General features: G+C 42.6%; 14 protein-coding genes and 1 pseudogene. 8 read left to right on the forward strand and 7 right to left on the reverse strand.

The annotated features are described in order from the left end of the window. Positions 1-174 precede the first annotated feature (174 nt). The 3 genes from ACMAZD_RS13100 (at position 175) to ACMAZD_RS13110 (ending at position 2,623) form a co-directional block, all read left to right on the forward strand. Positions 175-1,029, forward strand: coding sequence for a co-chaperone YbbN (locus tag ACMAZD_RS13100; protein ID WP_435247545.1), 855 nt, complete (start codon positions 175-177; stop codon positions 1,027-1,029). A gap of 211 nt (positions 1,030-1,240) precedes the next feature. Continuing rightward, a complete protein-coding gene (locus ACMAZD_RS13105; protein ID WP_435247546.1) occupies positions 1,241-2,170 on the forward strand; it encodes an SPFH domain-containing protein in 930 nt (309 codons plus the stop codon). 3 nt (positions 2,171-2,173) lie between these two features. Beyond that, positions 2,174-2,623, forward strand: a complete 450-nt coding sequence (locus ACMAZD_RS13110) for an NfeD family protein (protein ID WP_435247547.1) — start codon at positions 2,174-2,176, stop codon at positions 2,621-2,623. Positions 2,624-3,204: 581 nt separating this feature from the next. Here ACMAZD_RS13110 and cueR read toward each other — a convergent pair. The 7 genes and pseudogenes from cueR to zipA all read right to left on the reverse strand — a co-directional run bounded on the left by cueR (position 3,205) and on the right by zipA (position 9,941). Next, a complete protein-coding gene (cueR, locus tag ACMAZD_RS13115) occupies positions 3,205-3,597 on the reverse strand; it encodes a Cu(I)-responsive transcriptional regulator (protein WP_435247548.1) in 393 nt (130 codons plus the stop codon). A gap of 122 nt (positions 3,598-3,719) precedes the next feature. After that, complete coding sequence (locus ACMAZD_RS13120) at positions 3,720-4,523, reverse strand: DUF2057 domain-containing protein (RefSeq protein ID WP_435247549.1); 804 nt, start codon at positions 4,521-4,523, stop codon at positions 3,720-3,722. Between the two features lie 99 nt (positions 4,524-4,622). Further along, positions 4,623-5,722: pseudogene (locus ACMAZD_RS13125) on the reverse strand (porin). Then, positions 5,703-5,858: a DNA ligase gene (locus ACMAZD_RS13130; protein ID WP_435247550.1), complete on the reverse strand. Its 156-nt coding sequence runs from the start codon at positions 5,856-5,858 to the stop codon at positions 5,703-5,705. The pseudogene ACMAZD_RS13125 and the gene ACMAZD_RS13130 overlap by 20 nt, the downstream one beginning before the upstream one ends. A 211-nt stretch (positions 5,859-6,069) precedes the next feature. Next, on the reverse strand, positions 6,070-6,498 hold the full coding sequence (gene tnpA, locus ACMAZD_RS13135; RefSeq protein WP_140150538.1) for an IS200/IS605 family transposase: 429 nt from the start codon (positions 6,496-6,498) through the stop codon (positions 6,070-6,072). A gap of 279 nt (positions 6,499-6,777) precedes the next feature. Continuing rightward, positions 6,778-8,790 carry an NAD-dependent DNA ligase LigA gene (gene ligA, locus ACMAZD_RS13140; RefSeq protein ID WP_435247551.1) on the reverse strand — a complete coding sequence of 671 codons (2,013 nt, stop codon included), beginning with the start codon at positions 8,788-8,790 and terminating at the stop codon, positions 6,778-6,780. Positions 8,791-8,882: 92 nt separating this feature from the next. Beyond that, the gene (gene zipA, locus ACMAZD_RS13145; RefSeq protein ID WP_435247552.1) at positions 8,883-9,941 is read right to left on the reverse strand and encodes a cell division protein ZipA; all 1,059 of its coding nucleotides are present in this window, start codon (positions 9,939-9,941) and stop codon (positions 8,883-8,885) included. Positions 9,942-10,170: 229 nt separating this feature from the next. Between zipA and cysZ the strand changes: the two genes are divergently transcribed. The 5 genes from cysZ to crr all read left to right on the forward strand — a co-directional run bounded on the left by cysZ (position 10,171) and on the right by crr (position 15,176). Beyond that, a complete protein-coding gene (cysZ, locus tag ACMAZD_RS13150; RefSeq protein WP_435247553.1) occupies positions 10,171-10,929 on the forward strand; it encodes a sulfate transporter CysZ in 759 nt (252 codons plus the stop codon). 223 nt (positions 10,930-11,152) lie between these two features. Continuing rightward, positions 11,153-12,121, forward strand: a complete 969-nt coding sequence (cysK, locus tag ACMAZD_RS13155) for a cysteine synthase A (RefSeq protein ID WP_435247554.1) — start codon at positions 11,153-11,155, stop codon at positions 12,119-12,121. A 302-nt stretch (positions 12,122-12,423) separates the two neighbouring features. Further along, complete coding sequence (locus tag ACMAZD_RS13160; RefSeq protein WP_004734263.1) at positions 12,424-12,681, forward strand: HPr family phosphocarrier protein; 258 nt, start codon at positions 12,424-12,426, stop codon at positions 12,679-12,681. 154 nt (positions 12,682-12,835) lie between these two features. Then, positions 12,836-14,560: a phosphoenolpyruvate-protein phosphotransferase PtsI gene (gene ptsI / locus ACMAZD_RS13165; RefSeq protein ID WP_435247555.1), complete on the forward strand. Its 1,725-nt coding sequence runs from the start codon at positions 12,836-12,838 to the stop codon at positions 14,558-14,560. 106 nt (positions 14,561-14,666) lie between these two features. Continuing rightward, the gene (crr, locus tag ACMAZD_RS13170) at positions 14,667-15,176 is read left to right on the forward strand and encodes a PTS glucose transporter subunit IIA (protein ID WP_435247556.1); all 510 of its coding nucleotides are present in this window, start codon (positions 14,667-14,669) and stop codon (positions 15,174-15,176) included. Positions 15,177-15,251 lie beyond the last annotated feature (75 nt).

Raw genomic sequence — 15,251 nt, forward strand, 5'->3', positions numbered from 1 at the left:
ACCTCAAAGATCACGCTATGCCTTTCGTGTTGATACGACAACTCTATCAACACTGAAGCATAGCGTTTTTTAATTTGTCTCTTTTATCCGAGATAATTAAGTTAGATCTTGAAGTTACCAGGATCTCCCCCCATATTTGCAGCGTACCCACAAAACACATCTCAAGGAACGTAAATGCAATCTCCGCACATTGTTGAACTTAATGAGCAGAACTTTCGTCAAGTATTAGAAACCTCAATGCAGACGCCTGTACTCATCCACTTTTGGGCACCAATGAGCCAAGAAAGTGCTCAGGTGATCCCTGAACTGCAAACATTAACTCAGCAATACAACGGTGCTTTTACTTTAGCTCTGTTGAATTGTGAACAAGAACAGGCAATTGCCAGCCAATTTGGCGTGCAAGCTCTACCTACTATTGCATTGTTTGTTAATGGTCAGCCCGTTGATGGTTTGGGTGGTCCACAAAGCATCGAAGCAATTGTTGAGATGTTAAGTAAACACCTTCCTAATCAAGATGAACTCGCACTGCGTCAGGCTCTCGAGCAAATGCAAGCAGGCGAGCACACACTGGCATTAGCAGCAATGCAGCAACTTCCAGCAGAGCTAACGAATAAAGGCGAGGTAAAACTGGCGATCGCAGAATGTTTACTAGAAACGCAACAGTTTGATCTAGCTGAAACTCAACTGTCGACTATCCCTCTAGAATATCAAGACAACTACTACAAAGGCTTAGTCGCTAAACTCGAACTGCACAAACAAGCCGCAGACAGCCCTGAAATTCAAGCGCTAGAAACAACGCTACAGCAAGATCCAAGTGATGCTAAAACGGCCTCTGACCTAGCACTTCAATACCACCAAGTGAATCGCAGCGAAGAAGCAATGGATCTTCTATGGTCATTCTTGGCAAAAGACCTCAATACCCTCGATGGTGATATGAAAAAAGAATTCATGGATATCTTAAGCGCACTTGGACAAGGTAATGCAGTTGCGGGCAAATACCGCCGCCAATTGTACTCCCTGCTTTACTAACTCGAACGCTAACAAGTTGATAAGTACTGAGGAAAAAACACCCCGATAAATAATAGAAATCTCAGCAATCTTATCGCATAACACAAAGTAAAATGGGTCATAAAATCAAGGTTTTATGGCCCATTTCTCGTTTATAAATTTGCTCGAATTTTAAATATGAGCCAGTATGAGTAAAGAACTATCAAAAACTCACACTTGCAAAGGATTCCGTATGCCTATTGATACATTGATTACTATTAGCATCTTTACTGCCGTCGCACTGCTCTTTATTTTCGCTAGTGTCAAAACCGTTCCACAGGGTAATAACTGGACTGTCGAACGTTTCGGTCGCTACACACACACCCTCCAACCAGGCTTGAACCTGATCATTCCATTCATTGACAAAGTTGGTCAGAAAATCAGCATGATGGAACGTGTGCTGGATATTCCAGCTCAGGAAGTCATTTCAAAGGACAACGCTAATGTCATGATTGATGCTGTCTGTTTTGTTCAGGTTATTGATGCGCCCAAAGCAACTTACGAGGTCAACGACCTTGAACACGCGATTCGTAATTTAACCCTCACTAACATCCGTACCGTATTAGGTTCTATGGAATTGGATGAAATGCTCAGCCAACGTGACATGATCAATACTAAGCTGCTCAATATCGTCGATGAAGCAACAAACCCTTGGGGTGTCAAAGTTACGCGCATCGAGATCAAAGACGTGCAGCCACCAGCGGATCTAACCGCGGCGATGAACGCTCAAATGAAAGCCGAACGTAACAAGCGTGCTGATATTTTAGAGGCTGAGGGTGTAAGACAAGCTGAGATCCTAAAAGCCGAAGGTCATAAACAATCAGAAATCTTAAAAGCGGAAGGCCAAAAGCAAGCAGCAATCCTGCAAGCCGAAGCCCGTGAACGTGCAGCAGAAGCAGAAGCTAAAGCGACAGAGATGGTATCAAACGCGATTGCTCAAGGCGACATGCAAGCCGTCAACTACTTCATCGCACAAGGCTATACTGATGCTCTGAAATCGATTGGACAAGCAGAAAACGGCAAGATCATTATGTTACCGTTAGAGGCTACAGGGCTAATGGGCTCAGTCGCAGGCATCGCCGAGATGTTTGCACAAAGCAATGACAAAGGTAGTAAGGACTAACTTATGGTCGAATTACTAGAACAAGTAAACCACTGGCATTGGTTGGCGTTTGGTCTAGCACTATTGGCTCTTGAGCTTATCGGAACAGCTGGCTACTTTCTTTGGATTGGTATATCAGCCATGCTCGTCGGGGCTCTTTTGGGTACATTACCGCTGGGTTGGCAGATGCAATGGCTATCATTCGCCAGCTTCTCATTAATCACTACTTGGTTATGGTGGAGAAGACAGCTATCCAATGACAAGCACTCTGATGCTGGTCGGGAACTGAATCAGAGAGAAAAGCAGTTGCTGGGACAAACCGTACTATTAACTGAAGATATTAAAAGAGGTAACTGCCGAATTAAGGTAGGAGATTCTTCTTGGTCAGCAAGAGCTAGTCAAGATATCCCATCAGGCACAGAAATTAAGATTGTGGCGTTAGACGGAATAATTCTAATAATTCAGCCTTTATAGCCAATTGACATATAAAGCCTATATTATCGATAAATGTAGGCTTTAATCACTTTGGAGAGCAAAGAACATTCGAATTATCATTATGATAGATTGAATAGCAAAAAAAATAAGTTCTTATTTCATAAAGCTAAAAATTTTGATTGAGCTAAAAGATATAAGAAAGTCTGATTTATTAACCAATATATATATAAATAGTGAGCCACGCTCTCGCTTAATTATAATTATTAAAAATGTTAAGTCCGTCCAATTTTTGAAATTTTCCTTTCCTTGTCCATACTTTCACTTATCTCAACAAGAGATAAAAATAACGGAGTCAGTATGAGACATTTTCTAATAATTTTAACAGCGATATTCAGCCTGTCATTCGGCAACGCTCTGGCGAGCAGTCAGTCTCCAGGTAACGGAAATATGGGACCTATTGTGAAGTGTTCAAATGGAAATGCAGTCACTCATGTGCCATTGCTGATCTGTAAACACTATGGCGGAAAGGTGCTTTGATAGGCAACGAACGTCAGGCTAGTAATGTTCTTTGCTGCCTGACACACTGTTCGATTGCCAGATAAGTTTTAAAGAAAGATAAGTTATTTTCGGCCTGACAAATTATTCAAAATTGGACATTCGTTTGAGGTATCTCCAGGGCAATCATGTACCCAAGATTGTAACTGAGCCTTCATCTTATTGAGTTCAGCAAGCTTAAACTCTATTTCATCTAATTTCTGCGTTGCTTTCTTTTTTACTTCGTAGCTTTCTCTGTTGGGATTCATCGCCAGCTCAACAAGCGCCTTGCACTCATCAAGCGTAAATCCAACCATTTTAGCTCTCAGTACAAACTCTAACTGTTCGATGTGAATCTCGCCATATTGCCTATAACCATTATCGGAACGATGCAGAGGGCTCATCATGCCTTTACTTTCGTAAAAACGAATGGATTTCGCTGTTGTGCCAACACGTTTAGCTACTTCACCAATATTCACTCTATTACCTATAATTCAAACGTTACCTAAAACAAAGAGCGCGGTCTAAAACGAAAAGCCGCAGTACTGCTGTTATACAATACTGCGGTTGAAAATCATAGCTAGAGACTTACGTTAGAGGCTTACTCTTGCTCTAACAGCCAAATCATAGTTTGAGATTTTTCTTCACTGTCTAGCTTATTGAACCAATATGAAACCATCTCGATTTCTTTTGAACCTTCAATTGATGCTGGGGAAGCGTTCTTACGATTTTTGAACGCCCAATCTGTCACTGCAGACTGCTCTTCTTTTGTTGCTTGTCCATACCAGTAGTTAACCATCTCTTGAGCTTGAGAAGCTTTCGGTTCTTCAGCAACAACCGCCGCTACAGGTACCGCGACTGGGGCAACTGCGATCGCAGTATGATTATTTACGCCGCTGTAGATCGTGTCGATATACGCTTTCGGCACAATGAAAGTTGTACTCATTACTGAGTTTTGTCCATCAAGTGTAAACTCTAAGTTCTTTTCTCTTGCTTGCTGAATATCAGCTTCGCTTAATGGAAATTTAATATATTGAGTCTTAGTGCAGTGTTCGCTACAACTTTCTCTTGGAAGTTGTCTATCTTCGAGTTCAAAAGTCTTACCAAAAAAGCTAACGGTTTCGTATTCTTTATAGCTCTGGAAATAGCTTACATCCATAGTTATTGAAGATTCTGGCGCTGAATTCTGTGTTACTTCTTTATAGTACGTAAAATAGAGTGACGATTTCAGAATGTCTGCTCCTACATTCGCTTTACTCTCCGCAACGTAAGATTGTCCAGTCACTTGAATGTAACCACCTTTCGGCTGTACATCTGCTACTGAATCTGCAAAATTACTTTTTGAATCAAGTGAACTACAAGCTCCCAAAAATAATGATAATACAACTACACTAACTTTATTCATTATGACTAATTCCTTATGTTCACTATGGAAAAACGCTGGCAAAATAATTTACCAGCGTTCTGATTTTTATCTAACTATTTTTAAGCTGATAACTTTAGCTTAGAAACCGTACTCAAGACCAACGCGAGTTACGATATCTGTATCAGCGTCACCAACAGTACGACCCGCTACACGTAGGTAAGGTACGAAGCCGTTATGAACAGCCATTAACTGACCAGAGATAGTGTTGCTGTCAGAGTTTGCATCTTTAGAGCCGTCTGTCTCAGATTCAAGGTTAGCTGCGTAACCTAGTTTGAAACCGATTGGACCATTCCAGTATTGACCAATGATTGAGTAAGAATCTTGAGTAACTTTACGATATTGACTGTCTAACTCTTCTCCTTTATATGCTGCAGCGATACCGAAACCAGCAGGTAGGCTAGCTTCAAAACCAACGATGTATGCGAAAGTATCGTCATCATAACCAGGTTCTACTGGAGCTTTTACTGGTTGACCATTTTCATCAAGAGACCAGTCGCCGCCTTTTGCATCAACTACACGTGTACCAGATTCAACTGCACCCATAAATGTGATTTTTCGAAGCTGTACTTCGCACTTGCACCAACGAAGTTAGCATCACGAGTCGCTGCACCACCACCGTTGTCGTTATCATCACGACCAACAGAAGCTGCAAAAGAGAAACCACCAAATTTAGCTGAATCGTAACGTACTTGGTTAGATTGACGATCGTAGTGACCGTTGATACCACCCCAATCGAATACAGAACCTAGACCAGGGTTAGAGAATGGCCAGTCGACGATTTCGTATAGTGGCGTAAGAACACGCCCCACACGAAGGTTACCCCAAGAGCCAGAAGCACCAACGAACGTATCACGAAAACCTAGAACACCGCCGGAAACACCACCGTGACCCCAATCTGTGCTATCTACGTAGCCAGATTCGATCTGCATAGTGATTAATACGTCATCAAACATCTCTTTATGAGCACGGAAACCGATGCGAGATTCATTCTCTACAGCATAACCTGAGCTAGAGTCATTGTTGTCAGTTGTGTTGTAGTTTACTAGAGAGATAGCCGCAACACCGTATACGTCAACGTTGAAGTCAGAGTTGATACCAACTTCTTTCGCCATTACGCCTGTCGATAAAAGTGCAACCGTTGCACCTAGTAGAGTACGTTTAAAAAATTTGTTTTCCATGGAATAAAACTCCTAAAAATGGATATAGCTGTTTGAATATTTCCCACCTAAAGTTGGCCGCCGTAGAGAGAAATACCTTTTCTTTTTTGAGAACCCTAAGCTCTGAGTTCTCTATTTCCTTTCTGGTTATGCACATCGTGTGCATCCATGGCACTAAGACTAACTTCGCCCTCAAAAAGATCAATGAGAACTTAATTTTCATCTAAAAAAATATGAGTTGGTGCAAATTTACCATGTACTTAGTGATCCAGATCGATAAATTTGAAAGGTCACGCGAAAAACACCTAAAAACCATATAAAACAATAATTTAAGTAGATACCCCCGTGCATGCACGGGGTACTTACTGTTACAACTCCATGCGGAGTTGACCAGAATCCTTTTCGCCCTGGTGTCTAACGTAATTCGCTATAACTTGTTCATTCACGCCTACGCTACTGACAAAGTAACCTGGCGACCACACAATGTTCTCTTTCCAGTAAACCTTACTTAGCCAACTGAACGTTTTTCGCATGTGGTGCGACGATTGGCTTTTTAGTTTACCCATGACGTCTGAAATACTGTATTTCGGTGGGATAAGCATCATCATATGCAGATGATCTTCATCAAAGCCTATCGTCTCAATCTCAACGCCAGGTAAACTTCGCAGTAACTTTGGCATAACCTTCCGTAGGTAGCTGCACATACCAGGATTCAGGATTTTCCGACGGTACTTAGTTACCCAAACTACGTGATACTTCGTGTAGTAGACACTATGGGATGAGGTGTAATATTGCATTTATCCATCGTACCGTCTCCAAAGGCATTCATCCACGGGTAAACCCGTGGTTTTCTGTATCCACAGAATAAAAACATCTTATCTAAAAATAGATATGACTCGCATTTTTGATACAACTAGAACGCTATTTCATTAATGTTGAGCACCGTCACTGTCCTGATTTTATAGTTCGTATAGGAACAAAATTCTCAACAATTAAAAAGCCACCATTGTTATAGCAGATACAAAAAAGGCACTTCCTGAAAAGGAGTGCCTTTGAGCTTTTTTGCCTTGGTTTACTTAAGAAAGAAGAGCAATTAGATCTTCTTCGGTTCTTATTTCGACACCTAAATCTTGTGCTTTGGTTAATTTAGAACCTGCGGCTTCTCCGGCAAATAGGATATCGGTTTTCTTAGATACACTACCAGTCACTTTTGCACCTAAAGCCTGCAAAGCGGCTTTCGCTTCACTGCGTCCTAATTTAGACAATGAGCCCGTCAACACAACTACTTTACCGTCTAACGGTAGCTCTTGGTCATCCGCAACAGCTTCGATTGCAGGCCAGTTAACACCAAGGTCGAGTAATTGCTCGACTACGGCTCTATTTTTCTCCTGCGAGAAGAAGCACGTGAGGTGACTTGCGACGATGTCACCAATATCTGACACTTCAATCAACTGTTCATGGGTTGCTGCTTGAACGAGCTCTAATGTCTTGAAATGCTGTGCTAAGTTCATAGCAGTCGCTTCACCGACTTCACGAATACCGAGTGAATAAAGGAAACGCGCTAACGTCGTATCTTTCGCTTTATTCAACGCGCTCACCACGTTCTGAGCCGATTTAGGCCCCATACGGTCAAGCACCGTAATCACACCTGCACTGAGTTTAAATAGATCCGCTGGTGTTTCGACCATTTCACGGTCGACAAGCTGCTCTATCACTTTTACACCAAGGCCATCAACATCCAACGCCTTTCTCGACACAAAGTGCTTAAGCGCTTCTTTACGCTGTGCCTGACACACTAAACCGCCAGTACAACGCGCTACCGCCTCGCCTTCGACACGCTCAACGGCAGAATTACAGACTGGGCAAGCATCAGGGAATACAATATCTTTTGCCGACTCAGGACGACGGTCGAGCACCACAGCCACAATTTGAGGGATAACTTCACCGGCACGACGGATAATCACGCTATCGCCTACCTTCACACCTAAACGAGCGATCTCATCGGCATTGTGCAGCGTGGCATTACTCACCGTAACACCACCGACAAAGATAGGCTCAAGTTTAGCAACGGGCGTAATAGCGCCTGTACGGCCAACTTGAAACTCAACATCGTTAAGCAGAGTGATCTCTTCTTGAGCTGGGAACTTGTAAGCAATTGCCCAGCGAGGTGCTCGTGCAACAAAACCAAGAGTTTCTTGTGCGGCAATGTCGTCAACCTTAATCACCACCCCATCAATTTCATAAGCAAGAGCATCACGACGAGTCATGATATCTTGGTAGTACGCCTTTACATCCTCAAGCGAGCTTAGCTGCTTAGTTTCAGGACACATAGGCAAACCCCAACCTTTCAACTGCAGAAAGCGTTGGTAGTGGCTGTTTGAAAGCTCAGCGCCCTCTACAACACCTACACTGTATGCGTAGAAAGCCAAGGGACGTTTAGCTGTAATACGAGAATCTAGCTGACGTAGGCTACCTGCGGCAGCATTACGTGGGTTCACAAAGACCTTCTCGCCTTTCTTCAATGCCAGCTCATTCAATTTGTCGAAGCCCGCTTTTGGCATAAACACTTCGCCACGTACTTCGATACGTTCTGGCCAACCTTCACCTTGTAACTTAAGCGGAATAGAGCTGATCGTACGCACGTTTTCAGTAATATTTTCGCCCGTCGCACCATCACCACGCGTCGCTGCCTGTACTAAGGTGCCATTTACATAGAGTAGGCTCACAGCTAAACCATCAAGCTTAGGCTCACAACAGAAGGTCTTTAGGTTTGCAGTTGGCGCTCGATCAGACATACGCTTATTAAACGCATCCAAATCTTCATCAGAGAATGCATTGTCCAGAGAAAGCATCGGGATCTCATGAGTCACTTGAGTGAAGCCATCGAGAGGCTGACCACCGACACGTTGGCTCGGAGAATCCACCGTCACAAGCTCTGGATTCTCTTCTTCGATCTTTAGCAACTGTTGCATTAATCGATCGTACTCAACATCAGGAACCTCGGGGCTATCTTCTACGTAATAACGAACGGCATGATAGTGCAGAGTTTCTCTTAACTGCTCTAAGGTAACTTGAATCGATTCTTTCATATCATTCTCTGTCGTGATTGAAATATCAAAAAGGGCTCCCTTAGGAGCCCTTTTCTATAAATATAGATTATTTATAAGGCTAAACAAGACGTCTAGGCATTGGCTGCCGTCATAAAGTCTCTGATTTGTTTACGATAGTCAGACAAACGATTAGGTGTCATTAAGTTACGTGACTCGTCCAAAACGTTTCCGCCCATATCATCAGCAATTTTCTGAGCTGCACTCAGCATTACATTGAAGTTCTGATCAGCTTGACCGTAGCAAGGCAGCGTCATGAAGAACGAAATACCTTTCGTTGTAAAATCAGCAGGATCATCATGTTCTAACGTTCCCGGCTGCATCATGTTCGCAATACTAAAAATAACTTTCGGCTCATCACTAGATTGTGCAAAGCAGTGATAGATAGACATCTCACCATAAGTTAAGCCGTTATTCTCCATGCTACGGAAAAGTTCAGTACCTACGAATGGGATTTCTCCAGCGCAGTGAACATTGAGAACAATAACTTCTAGGCCAAGCTCTTCATCTGGCTTAGCTTCTTCTATAGGCGCTGCGTTTTGTGGAGCAACGACTTCTTTAGCAACGTCTATTTTAGCAACAAGCGATTCACTTGGCGTCAGTGCTTTGTTGGGAGCTAGCGGCTCAGTAACGGTATCCGTAGTTTCTTCAAACGAACCGTATTGCTCTTTAAAGCCGGCATGGTTTTCTTTTTGTTCGTCAGTCAATTCAAAGTTTGGAACCTCAGGCTCGACAACTTCTTCGATCTCTTCTGGCTCACTTTCGATCTGAACTGGCTCTTCTTTAATACTGAAAGAAGGAAGATCATTCAATTCGATATCGTCTTCGATAACTTCTTTCGTTTGTGGTGCTGTTAGTGGGTCAGAGTCAATCAGCGGATCCGTAGCAGCCGGTGAAACCGCAAAGTCCGGCTCTTTACGCTCTTTTCTGATTATCTCAAAATCATCTTCTGGGGCGAATGAACGGTTTGGGATCGTTTCAGACTCATCTAAGCTATCGTTATCAAGCTTACCAAGTGGCTTATCTCCAAACTTTGCTTTCCCTTCTTTTTTACTCGTCCATAGACCATGGAACAATAATGCGGCGATAGCTAACGCGCCAACAATAATGAGTACAAATCGCAATTCCTGCATTTTTCGCTCTCAGCTTTCTTAGTCAACTAGCTATAAAGATGCTGTCACTAAGTTGGGTTAATTTGACCAATCTCACTACTCTATCAAAAGTAGCCACTGTTTTAGAACAACTTAATACAATTAGTTCCTTACATGGTGTGATTTTCGCCACGCTTTTTTTCTTAATTTCGGTCGAGTACACTAGGGATGTTTGCTATTTAACCAAATTCACATGTGACCTAATTTAAATATGACTATTGAATCTAATCCACGCTCAGGCTTTGGCTATTTTATTTTCGGAATAAAAATCGCTTTGTCACCGAGTATTCGTAAGTTTGTTTTACTTCCACTCATCGCTAACGTGTTACTCGTTGGTGGTGCTTTGTTTTATATCTTCTCCAACCTCAACACTTGGATTGAAGGATGGATTGGTGCATTGCCAAGCTTCTTGTCGTGGTTATCATACATTTTATGGCCGCTACTTGTCATAACCGTCTTGGCCACGTTTTCGTATTTCTTTAGCACTCTCGCTAACTTCATTGCTGCGCCGTTCAATGGATTACTCGCAGAAAAAGTGGAAGAGCTGCTGAGTGGCAAAAAAGTAAATGACGATGGTTTACTTGATGTCCTCAAAGATACGCCACGTATATTAGCGAGAGAATGGCGCAAGCTTGTCTACGTTCTGCCAAAAGCGATCGGTTTATTCCTACTTTTGTTAATTCCAGCACTAGGACAAACCGCTGCACCATTTTTATGGTTCATCTTCACCGCATGGATGCTCGCTATCCAGTACGCTGATTACCCATTTGATAACCATAAAATTAAATTCGATGATATGAGAAACATTCTGAAACAAAAACAAGGTAAGACATACAGCTTCGGCGCGCTTGTTTCTGTATTTACGACAATCCCAATTTTAAACCTGATCGTGGTGCCGGTTGCGGTTTGTGGTGCCACAGCCATGTGGGTTGTTGAATTCAAAGAACAAGCATTACACTCTCGTCGATAAACGAGCCAACTTACCTTTCCGCGCCTATCTTTTGAGAATTCACTTACCAATAAAGATAGGCGTGAACTCTGCTACATATCTATATGATATAACTTTTTAATCCTTTTACCTTTTTTTCAAGTTGTTTAATCTAAATTCAAGCTGAACAAACACCAAAAGACACTAGACGGTAAAGTGATTGATATACTACGTTTAGCTCTGTCATTAAATAAAGGAATATCGCATGAGCAAGATCTACGAAGACAACACCCTAACGATTGGTAACACACCGCTAGTTCGCCTTAACAAAGTAAGCAAAGGTAACGTCCTAGCTAAGATCGAAGCTCGTAACCCAAGCTTCAGTGTTAAGTGTCGTATCGGTTCAAACATGATCTGGGAAGCAGAAAAAGCAGGTACTCTTAAACCAGGTATCGAGCTTGTTGAACCTACCAGTGGTAACACCGGTGTTGCTCTTGCATTCGTTGCTGCGGCGCGCGGTTACAAGCTAACGCTGACTATGCCTGAATCAATGAGCCTAGAACGTCGTAAGCTGCTTAAAGCGCTTGGCGCAAACCTAGTACTTACAGAAGCACCAAAAGGCATGAACGGTGCGATTGCGAAAGCAGAAGAGATTGTTGCATCAGACCCAGACAAGTACCTACTACTACAACAGTTCAACAACCCAGCGAACCCACAAATTCACGAGCAGACAACTGGTCCTGAAATTTGGGAAGCAACAGACGGCGAGATCGACGTGTTTGTAGCGGGTGTTGGTACGGGCGGTACTATCACTGGTACAAGTCGTTACATTAAAGGTGAAAAAGGCAAAGCCATCACTTCAGTAGCGGTTGAACCAGCAGAGTCTCCAGTTATCGCACAAGCGCTTGCAGGCGAAGAAATCAAACCCGCTCCGCACAAAATCCAAGGTATTGGCGCAGGTTTCATCCCTGGAAACCTAGATTTAGAGATTATTGACCGAGTTGAATCGGTAAGTTCTGAAGAAGCGATAGAGATGGCTCAACGCCTAATGAAAGAAGAAGGTATCCTTGCTGGCATCTCATCTGGCGCAGCTGTTGTTGCAGCAAACAGAATTGCAGAACTACCTGAATTTGCAGGAAAAACTATCGTTACCGTACTACCAAGCTCTGGTGAACGTTACCTAAGTACAGCCTTGTTTGCAGGCATCTTTACGGAAAAAGAGAACCAACAGTAATATGTGGTCAAATCAATTTTTCGTCCAAAAAAGCCCCGTTTAGGGGCTTTTTTGTTGATCCCTGCCCCACCTTTGGTAATATCAGCTCTGTTTTATTTTTCGCTTCAAAATAAAAGAAGCAATAAACAGATTCTGAAAGTCATGAGTACTCAACAAAAGACGACCATGGCTGGATAAAAATTTATAATCAGTCTAAGTTCTAACACGAACATAGCGTACTAGCCTCTAGCGGATTTACGTTAAAGCAGTTAAGCTGAATTGGTTACAAACTTACAAAAAATAAATTAATTGGGGTATATCAAATGTACGAGAAACAAGTAGAAATCACAGCAGAAAACGGCCTTCACACACGTCCAGCTGCACAGTTCGTTAAAGAAGCAAAATCTTTCGACGCTGACATCACAGTGACTTCTAACGGCAAAAGCGCTAGCGCGAAAAGCCTGTTCAAGCTACAAACTTTAGGCCTAGTGAAAGGTACTAACGTTACTATTTCAGCTGAAGGCCCTCAAGCTCAGCAAGCAGTAGACCACCTAGTTGCTCTTATGGATCAACTACACTAATACGGTCTCCTTCTTTTAAAGCCATTTTGCACAGCAAAGTGGCTTTGTTCGAAATAGATAGCAATTCGAAATAGATAGCGATAAGCGCGACATTTAGTCGACGACTTAAAGTCACACATTCTCCCGTTTACAGTTGAACAACTAAGGTAAGGCTATGATTTCAGGCATCCTAGCATCTCCTGGTATTGCTTTCGGTAAAGCACTACTACTTCAAGAAGATGAAATTGTCCTAAACACTCAATCTATCTCAGACGATCAAGTTGAAGCAGAAGTTCAGCGTTTTTTTGACGCTCGTAACAAATCTTCTCAACAACTTGAAGTTGTAAAGCAAAAAGCACTTGAAACTTTTGGCGAAGAAAAAGAAGCAATCTTTGAAGGCCATATCATGCTGCTTGAAGATGAAGAGCTAGAAGAAGAGATTTTAGCACTCATCAAGAAAGACAAAATGCACGCAGACAACGCGATCTACACAGTGATCGAAGAGCAAGCTGTTGCACTTGAGTCGCTTGATGATGAGTACCTAAAAGAACGTGCAACTGATATCCGTGATATCGGTACTCGCTTCGTTAAAAATGCACTAGGCATCAACATTGTATCTCTAGCAGATATCAATGAACAAGTTATCCTAGTTGCTTACGACCTAACGCCATCTGAAACTGCACAAATCAACCTAGACTACGTTCTTGGTTTCGCTTGTGACATCGGCGGTCGTACATCTCATACTTCAATCATGGCACGTTCACTTGAGCTTCCAGCTATCGTTGGTACTAACGAGATCACTAAGCAAGTTAAGAACGGCGACATGCTTGTGCTAGACGCGATGAACAACAAGATCATCATCAACCCTTCTGACGCTGAATTAGCAGAAGCTAAGAAAATCAAAACTGATTTTGAAGCAGAAGCGGCTGAACTAGCAAAACTTAAAGACCTACCAGCTATCACGCTTGATAACCATCAAGTAGAAGTTTGCGGCAACATCGGTACAGTTAAAGACTGTGACGGTATCCTGCGCAACGGTGGCGAAGGTGTTGGTCTGTACCGTACTGAATTCCTATTCATGGACCGTACTGCACTTCCAACTGAAGAAGAGCAATACGTTGCTTACAAAGAAGTAGCGGAAGCAATGCACGGTGAGTCAGTGATTATCCGTACAATGGATATCGGTGGCGATAAAGATCTTCCATACATGGATCTTCCACAAGAAATGAACCCGTTCCTAGGCTGGCGTGCAGTACGTATCAGCTTGGATCGTCGTGAAATCTTACGTGACCAACTACGCGGCATTCTTCGTGCATCTGCACACGGTAAGCTACGTATCATGTTCCCAATGATCATTTCTATTGAAGAGATCCGTGAACTGAAAAAAGCAATCGAAGAGTACAAAGTTGAACTTCGTACTGAAGGTCACGCATTCGATGAAGACATCGAAATTGGCGTAATGGTTGAGACTCCAGCAGCAGCTGCAATCGCACACCACCTTGCTAAAGAAGTGGCTTTCTTCTCTATCGGAACTAACGATCTAACGCAATATACTCTTGCAGTTGACCGTGGTAACGAGATGATTTCTCATCTTTACAACCCACTATCTCCAGCGGTTCTTCTTGTAATCAAGCAAGTAATCGATGCTTCTCATAAAGAAGGCAAATGGACAGGTATGTGTGGCGAGCTAGCAGGCGATGAGCGTGCAACTCTACTTCTTCTTGGTATGGGGCTAGATGAGTTCTCTATGAGCGGTATCTCTATCCCTAAAGTTAAGAAAGTAATCCGTAACTCTAACTTCGCAGAAGTTAAAGCTATGGCTGACGAAGCACTATCTCTACCTACAGCTGCAGAAATTGAAGCTTGTGTAGAAAAGTTCATCGCTGAGAAAACTCAGTAATCACCAATAGCTTAATAAAGTTAGACGGCTAAAAATAGTCGTCTAACTTGTTAGATTGGTATAGTATATTCTACAGAATAAAACTAAACGTTAGGAGCATGACACAATGGGTCTGTTTGACAAACTGAAAAAGCTAGTATCTGACGACAGCGCTGACGCTGGTGCAATCGAAATCATCGCACCTCTATCTGGCGAAATCGTAAATATTGAAGATGTGCCAGATGTTGTTTTCGCTGAAAAAATCGTTGGTGACGGCATCGCGATCAAACCAGCTGGCGACAAAATGGTTGCTCCAGTTAACGGTACTATCGGTAAGATTTTCGAAACTAACCACGCATTCTCTATCGAGTCTGACGACGGTGTTGAGCTTTTCGTTCACTTCGGTATCGATACTGTCGAACTAAAAGGCGAAGGCTTCACTCGTGTAGCTGAAGAAGGTCAATCTGTTAAAGCTGGTGACACTATCATCACTTTCGACCTAGCACTTCTAGAAGAGAAAGCGAAATCTACGCTTACTCCAGTTGTTATCTCTAACATGGACGAAATCAAGGAGCTGAACAAGCTTGCTGGTTCTGTAACTGTTGGCGAAACTCCAGTTCTTAAAGTAACTAAGTAATTTCGATTACTTAACTGCTTTAATTAAAACGCTACCAATGGGTGGCGTTTTTTGTGCCTGCTATATTTATCGAGT

Origin of the sequence: Vibrio sp. nBUS_14, from assembly GCF_051201655.1 — a bacterium.
In the GTDB taxonomy this organism is placed as follows: Bacteria; Pseudomonadota; Gammaproteobacteria; order Enterobacterales; family Vibrionaceae; genus Vibrio.